Here is a 5,018-nt window from a genome sequence, read left to right as displayed (position 1 = left end):
ACCGCCAGAACAGTGCCGCACGTTCCGAAGCCGTACCGCGGTCGGTGATCTGCTCGAGTTCGCGCTCGCCGCCGAGACGGGAGACCGCCAGAACCGTCGCGCCGTGCATGGCGAACAGCAGCGTCGAGCCATACAGGAACACGATCGACAGCATGTGGAACGGATCGTAGTACAGGTTGCCGTAGCGGATCGAGAACGCGGCCGTCCAGTCGAGGTGCGGGAAGATGCCGAAAGGCGGCGCTTCCGACCACGAGCCCATCATCACCGGGCGGATGAAGCCGAGGACGAGGTACAGCCAGATCGCCGAGGCGAACGCCCAGGCGGCGTGCGTGCCCATGCCCAGCGCGGTCGCACGACGATACATGCGCACCCAGAAGAGCAGGATCGACAGCGTCAGGAACAGACCGGTCAGCAGCCACCAGCCGCCTTGCGCCAGCGGCGGGAAGCGCAGGCCCCACTCCGCCGACGGCGGCTCGAGCGCGAGCCACGGCAGCTGGCGGACGAACTCCATCGGGTTCCAGTTGACCTGTGCGCCCATGTTCAGGCCAATGATCATCAGGGCAACGAAACCGAAGGCCAGCGAGGCGACCCCGGAGAAGCCCAGGTAGATCGGACCGATCTGCGCGTCACCGATCTTGCCCAGCAGGTTCACGAAGAACGGATGCCCGGCACGGCCGGCCTGCCCACGCGAGTGCGGCACGCCGTGGTGCGCCGGCGAGCGCACCTGGACCTGGTTGAAGATATTTTGATATTCGGCCATTTGTCTCGCTCCCTGTTAGCGCCAGTTCGGAGTCTGGAGCCACCAGCTCCACCATTCCGGCCAGCCGTGCGTCCAGAACGGTCCGCTGATGACGATGCACACCGCGCTCCAGAACGCCGCCGACAGCGCCAGGAACAGGCCCAGGCGGTGAATCGCCAGCGCGCCGATCGAGTAGCCGACGACATCACGGAAGTACGTGTTCTCGTGCTCCGCCGTCTTCACCGGCTCACCCTTGCGCGGGTTCGTCGCCGACAGGATCAGCGAACCGTGCAGCGCCAGTGCCAGCGTCGTCGTGAAGAAGAACGCAATCCCCAGCATGTGTGCCGGGTTGTAATGGAAATGCAGGTACTGGTAGCCGGTGTTCGACACCCAGTCCAGGTGGCTCATGATCCCGTACGGGAAGCCGTGTCCCCACGCGCCAAGCAGCAGCGGGCGGATCACCACCAGGGCGACGTACGCCAGGATCGCGAAGCTGAACGCGAACGGAATGTGGTACCCGATCCCCAGCTTGCGACAAATCTCGACTTCACGCAGCGCCCACGATACGAATGCGCCCACCGCGCAGATCGTGATCAACTGCCACAAGCCCCCTTCTTTCAGCGGAGCGAAGCCCAGCCCGTACTGCAGGTCAGGCGGCGCAATGCTGATCTGCCACAGGTTCCACGTCGGACCCCACGAGGCGCCCAGCACGATCAACGCCGTTCCCAGCAAGGCAAAGAAGGCAGCCGAAATTCCGAAAAAGCCCACATAGAAAGGACCGATCCAGAAATCCAGCACGTCGCCCCCGAGCAGCTGGCCGCCGCGAACGCGGTATTTCCTCTCAAAACTCAACATTGCCATCGTTCGATCCTCCGATCGGAAGGCATGCCCGTGGCTGCCTCCTTATAGCGCTCCCGGAAACGAACGGAAGCGAGCACTCAACTTCGCTCGCCCCGCCCGATTCCTTCGGCAAACGACTCGTGCTAGCCGACCAGCGAAGCCGGTGCCGGCGTTGCCGTCACTTCCACTGCGGCGACCTTCTTCTCCGGAGCGGTGTCGATCCAGTTGAAGCGCTCGGTGCCCAGCAGCACGAAGTGGATCGTGAGGGCCAGAACGGCCAGCCATGCCACCGTGCCGATCATCACCGTGCGGGGATCCAGAACCAACCAGAGTTTCCATTGAGCTGCAGCCATGTCCATGCTCCTTTCTAAACGATGTCAAGAACTTATTGAAGCCAGGGACGCCAAGCCCAGACCAGCGCGTGCGCGAAGATCGCGACAACGGTAACGAACGCAAGCCCTTGGGTGTAAAGGGTTCCGAATTCCTGAGCTTCCTGTTCCGTCAGACCGGACAGAGATTTCCGAACATCAGCCATAATTGTTTAACCTCCTGATAAGCCTTGCGGCTGTTACCGCGCACAACCCCCGCGGCGGGGACGAAAAAAAGGGCGAGTTGGCAAGGCCATCCCGCCCTTCTGCCAAGCAGTCGCTTACTTGACTTCAGCAGCTGCAGGAGCAGCAACCGGAGCGGCGGCGACGGCGGCCGGCTTGGCGAGGGGGAACTCGCTCCACCAGGCGGTCAGGCGGCCGTTCGACAGCAGCGCAGCGTGCAGGGCCAGAGCCGTGATGGCAACGGCGGAGAAGAAGACGGGCAGGCCAACGGTGGGCTTAACGAACAGCCAGATTTTTCCTTGATTTGCCATGTTTTATTCTCCTTAGGCCACGAACTGCGAAGCGATTTGAGCGACCAGGGCGCCGCCCTTGCCCCACGGGTGTGCAGCAAAAACCAGCACGTGAGCAACGATCGCCAGAGCACCGAAGGTGCGCGTGCCGTTGATGACGCCGCTGTGAAGTTCGAGCGCTTCGGCTTCCGTCAGGCCCGACGGATAGACTTTAGCATCAGCCATTGTGATACCTCCTGATTTGCCTTTCGGCTGTTACCGCGCACCGCCCGCGCGGCTGGGATGTTCAAGACAGTTTTTACTGCCCCGAGTGGCTTGCAACGTCGCTCCCCGACGCTGCAAGTGTGACGCTGTTCCACAGGATTTGTGTCGTTTGTGTAACAGACGGTGCCATAGTACCGCAAAAAAAATTTTAGTGTCAAACATTTTTTGAGCGGAACAAAAACGGCTCGCGCGCGTCGTCAGGCCAAGTCGCCGTGGCTGTCGCGCCAGTCGATGACCATCTTCAGGCAACTGGCGTCGCCGAAGGCCGTGCGGTAGGCAAGTTGCGCTTCGGACGCAGGCAGGCGATGGGTGATCAGGCCGTCCAGGGCGAGTTGACCGCTTTCGGCGTAGGCCTTGACCTTGGCCAGATCCGGATCCTTGAACTCGGCGGCGATCCGTAGCCGCGCCTCGCGCATGAAGGCCGGCGGGAAGTTGAACGACAGTGGCTTGTCGTAAAAACCGGCGAGGACGATCTCACCACCACGCCCCAGGCGGCCGATCAGCGTATCGAGCAAGGCAGGATCACCGCTGACGTCACAGATGGAGCGATAGTCCTTGCGCACATCGCTGGCGGGGTCGATCACCGCGTAGCCCTGCGCGCCATCCATGCGCTGCGGATTGACTTCCCAGACCACCGGATTGCCACCTTCGATGACCGCCAGACGCGCCAGGAGGCGTCCGAGGACGCCATGACCGACGATCAGTTCGGGCAACTCGCCGCCGGCCAGCGCATGGTAGGCCGTCGCCGCGAGCGCGATCAGCACGCCGTGCTCGGCAAGCTCCTCCTTGAACGGGATGACGCGCGAGCCGGGCACGACCACGCGCGCCGCCGCGCCGCCGAAGAGACCATGCACTTCACCGTAACACTTGGCACCGGGAACGAAGACGTAATCGCCGACTGCGCGTCCCGATCGCGCTCCGGCGAAACTGACGCGACCGACCGACTCGTAGCCGGGAACCAGCGGATAGCCGAGACCGGGAAACGGCGGCATGCGCCCGGTCCACAGCAGCTTTTCGGTACCCGTACTGATTCCACTCCAGTCGATGTCGACAACGACATCCTCGTCAGTCGGGGGCGTCAGTTCCAGGCGACGCAGGGAAAGTTTTTCCGGTTCAGAAAGAACGACTGCCAAGGTATCCATGAGATGCTTCCGAAGTAGACAAAAAGAAACCAGCCGGGGTGGCAGGGAGGACGGCGCGAGTCTACCGGGAGCCCCCCCCAAGTCAACACGCGTCCGGAGCGGGCGCTTCGCGCCACGCCGATCGCGCACGCTCCGGGCAAGTGCCGGGATAGGCTCCCATACGCAGGTTTCCCGCAGGATGGCAAAAGCGGCTCGGTTTGCAGCCCATTTCGCGATTGACTCCCGCACGCGGACTGCCGTATAATTTTGGGCTCTCGGGGTGATGTAGCTCAGTTGGTTAGAGCGACGGATTCATAACCCGTAGGTCGGCAGTTCAATTCTGCCCATCACCACCACAGATTCAAACAAAAAGCCCCGGTCAAACCGGGGCTTTTTGTTTGGGCGGACGCCTGAGCAGACGCCTCTTGGGCCCATCTGGCGGGCGTGCACGACGAACGGCAACTCAGCGCCGCCCGGGTGGGCTGCGCCGATCCTGGATGGACGAACGCCGGTCGCACCTCCCCCTGCGCCGATCCGCGAGAGGAAAGGGAACCTCGCGCAGGTCGTCCGCACAGGGGAGGCCAGCATCCTTGTCGAAGGTGTATAAATAACCGGCGTGCCGGATCTCGATGTAGGCGAAGTCGTGGCTCGACGCCTCGGCATCGAGCAAAGCCAGCGCCTGTTCGAAGTTTTCGGCGGGGCAAACGTAATCGACTTGCCTCGCCCCGTTCCGGTAGCGGCCGGCAACCACCATGTATCTTGGCAACATGCCGAGCTCCTGTTGGCCTGGATCGCTTCCGAATGCACCTGCTGCCTCCTTGCCAAGCAAACATCGTGCCGCCTCGGAAAACAGCCCGGAAACAGGCGCCTGACGCTGCCCGGACGCCAGGAGGCGCCTCTCCCTGTCAGATTTCCCGACAGCTGGCGACCTTTGGCGCAGCTCGGGGGACGTCGGCCAGGTCGGCTTAACGTGAAACTGCGAAGGGACGAGGCAAAGACGCTGCCCGGAGCAGCAACCGGTTATCGCGAGACCGAAGGGCGTGGCGAATCAGTGCGTGGGGCTGGAGTTGGCGAGGCCGCGAAACTGGAAGAACGAACTGGATTGCCACGGCGCTCCGCGCCTCGCAATGACGAAGTCGTTGCGCCACGGAGGGAGGCGCCTCGCAATGACGTAGATAAAGCCGGGGAAAGCATGCAGCGGGACACTATGGAA

8 protein-coding genes and 1 tRNA gene are annotated in these 5,018 nt (G+C 62.7%); 1 reads left to right on the top strand and 8 read right to left on the bottom strand.

The genetic code is table 11. From position 1 onward, the window contains the following. From pufM to bchC, 7 genes are all read right to left on the bottom strand, one after another. Positions 1–760: photosynthetic reaction center subunit M (gene pufM / locus CCR84_RS00265; protein WP_201208935.1), on the bottom strand; the 760-nt coding region annotated here is incomplete at its 3' end. Between the two features lie 15 nt (positions 761–775). Continuing rightward, positions 776–1,600: a photosynthetic reaction center subunit L gene (gene pufL / locus CCR84_RS00260; RefSeq protein WP_201208934.1), complete on the bottom strand. Its 825-nt coding sequence runs from the start codon at positions 1,598–1,600 to the stop codon at positions 776–778. Between the two features lie 122 nt (positions 1,601–1,722). Further along, a complete protein-coding gene (pufA, locus tag CCR84_RS00255; protein WP_201208933.1) occupies positions 1,723–1,932 on the bottom strand; it encodes a light-harvesting antenna LH1, alpha subunit in 210 nt (69 codons plus the stop codon). Positions 1,933–1,964: 32 nt separating this feature from the next. Then, the gene (pufB, locus tag CCR84_RS16845; RefSeq protein WP_201208932.1) at positions 1,965–2,114 is read right to left on the bottom strand and encodes a light-harvesting antenna LH1, beta subunit; all 150 of its coding nucleotides are present in this window, start codon (positions 2,112–2,114) and stop codon (positions 1,965–1,967) included. A gap of 114 nt (positions 2,115–2,228) precedes the next feature. Beyond that, entirely contained in the window at positions 2,229–2,441 is a 213-nt protein-coding gene (locus tag CCR84_RS00245) for a light-harvesting protein (protein WP_201208931.1), read from the bottom strand. 12 nt (positions 2,442–2,453) lie between these two features. Further along, entirely contained in the window at positions 2,454–2,645 is a 192-nt protein-coding gene (locus CCR84_RS00240) for a light-harvesting protein (RefSeq protein WP_201208930.1), read from the bottom strand. 236 nt (positions 2,646–2,881) lie between these two features. Further along, complete coding sequence (gene bchC / locus CCR84_RS00235; RefSeq protein ID WP_201208929.1) at positions 2,882–3,826, bottom strand: chlorophyll synthesis pathway protein BchC; 945 nt, start codon at positions 3,824–3,826, stop codon at positions 2,882–2,884. A 258-nt stretch (positions 3,827–4,084) separates the two neighbouring features. Here bchC and CCR84_RS00230 point away from each other — a divergent pair. Further along, positions 4,085–4,161 (top strand) — tRNA-Met (locus tag CCR84_RS00230). Positions 4,162–4,268: 107 nt separating this feature from the next. On the opposite strand, the gene CCR84_RS00225 is transcribed toward CCR84_RS00230, so the two are convergent. After that, on the bottom strand, positions 4,269–4,574 hold the full coding sequence (locus tag CCR84_RS00225; RefSeq protein WP_201208928.1) for a hypothetical protein: 306 nt from the start codon (positions 4,572–4,574) through the stop codon (positions 4,269–4,271). Between the last annotated feature and the right edge of the window lie 444 nt (positions 4,575–5,018).

This window comes from Rhodocyclus purpureus (assembly GCF_016653115.1).
GTDB classification, from domain to species: Bacteria; Pseudomonadota; Gammaproteobacteria; order Burkholderiales; family Rhodocyclaceae; genus Rhodocyclus; species Rhodocyclus purpureus.
The sequence above is the reverse complement of the archived record's forward strand: the minus strand, read 5'-3'. Positions and strand labels throughout refer to the sequence as shown.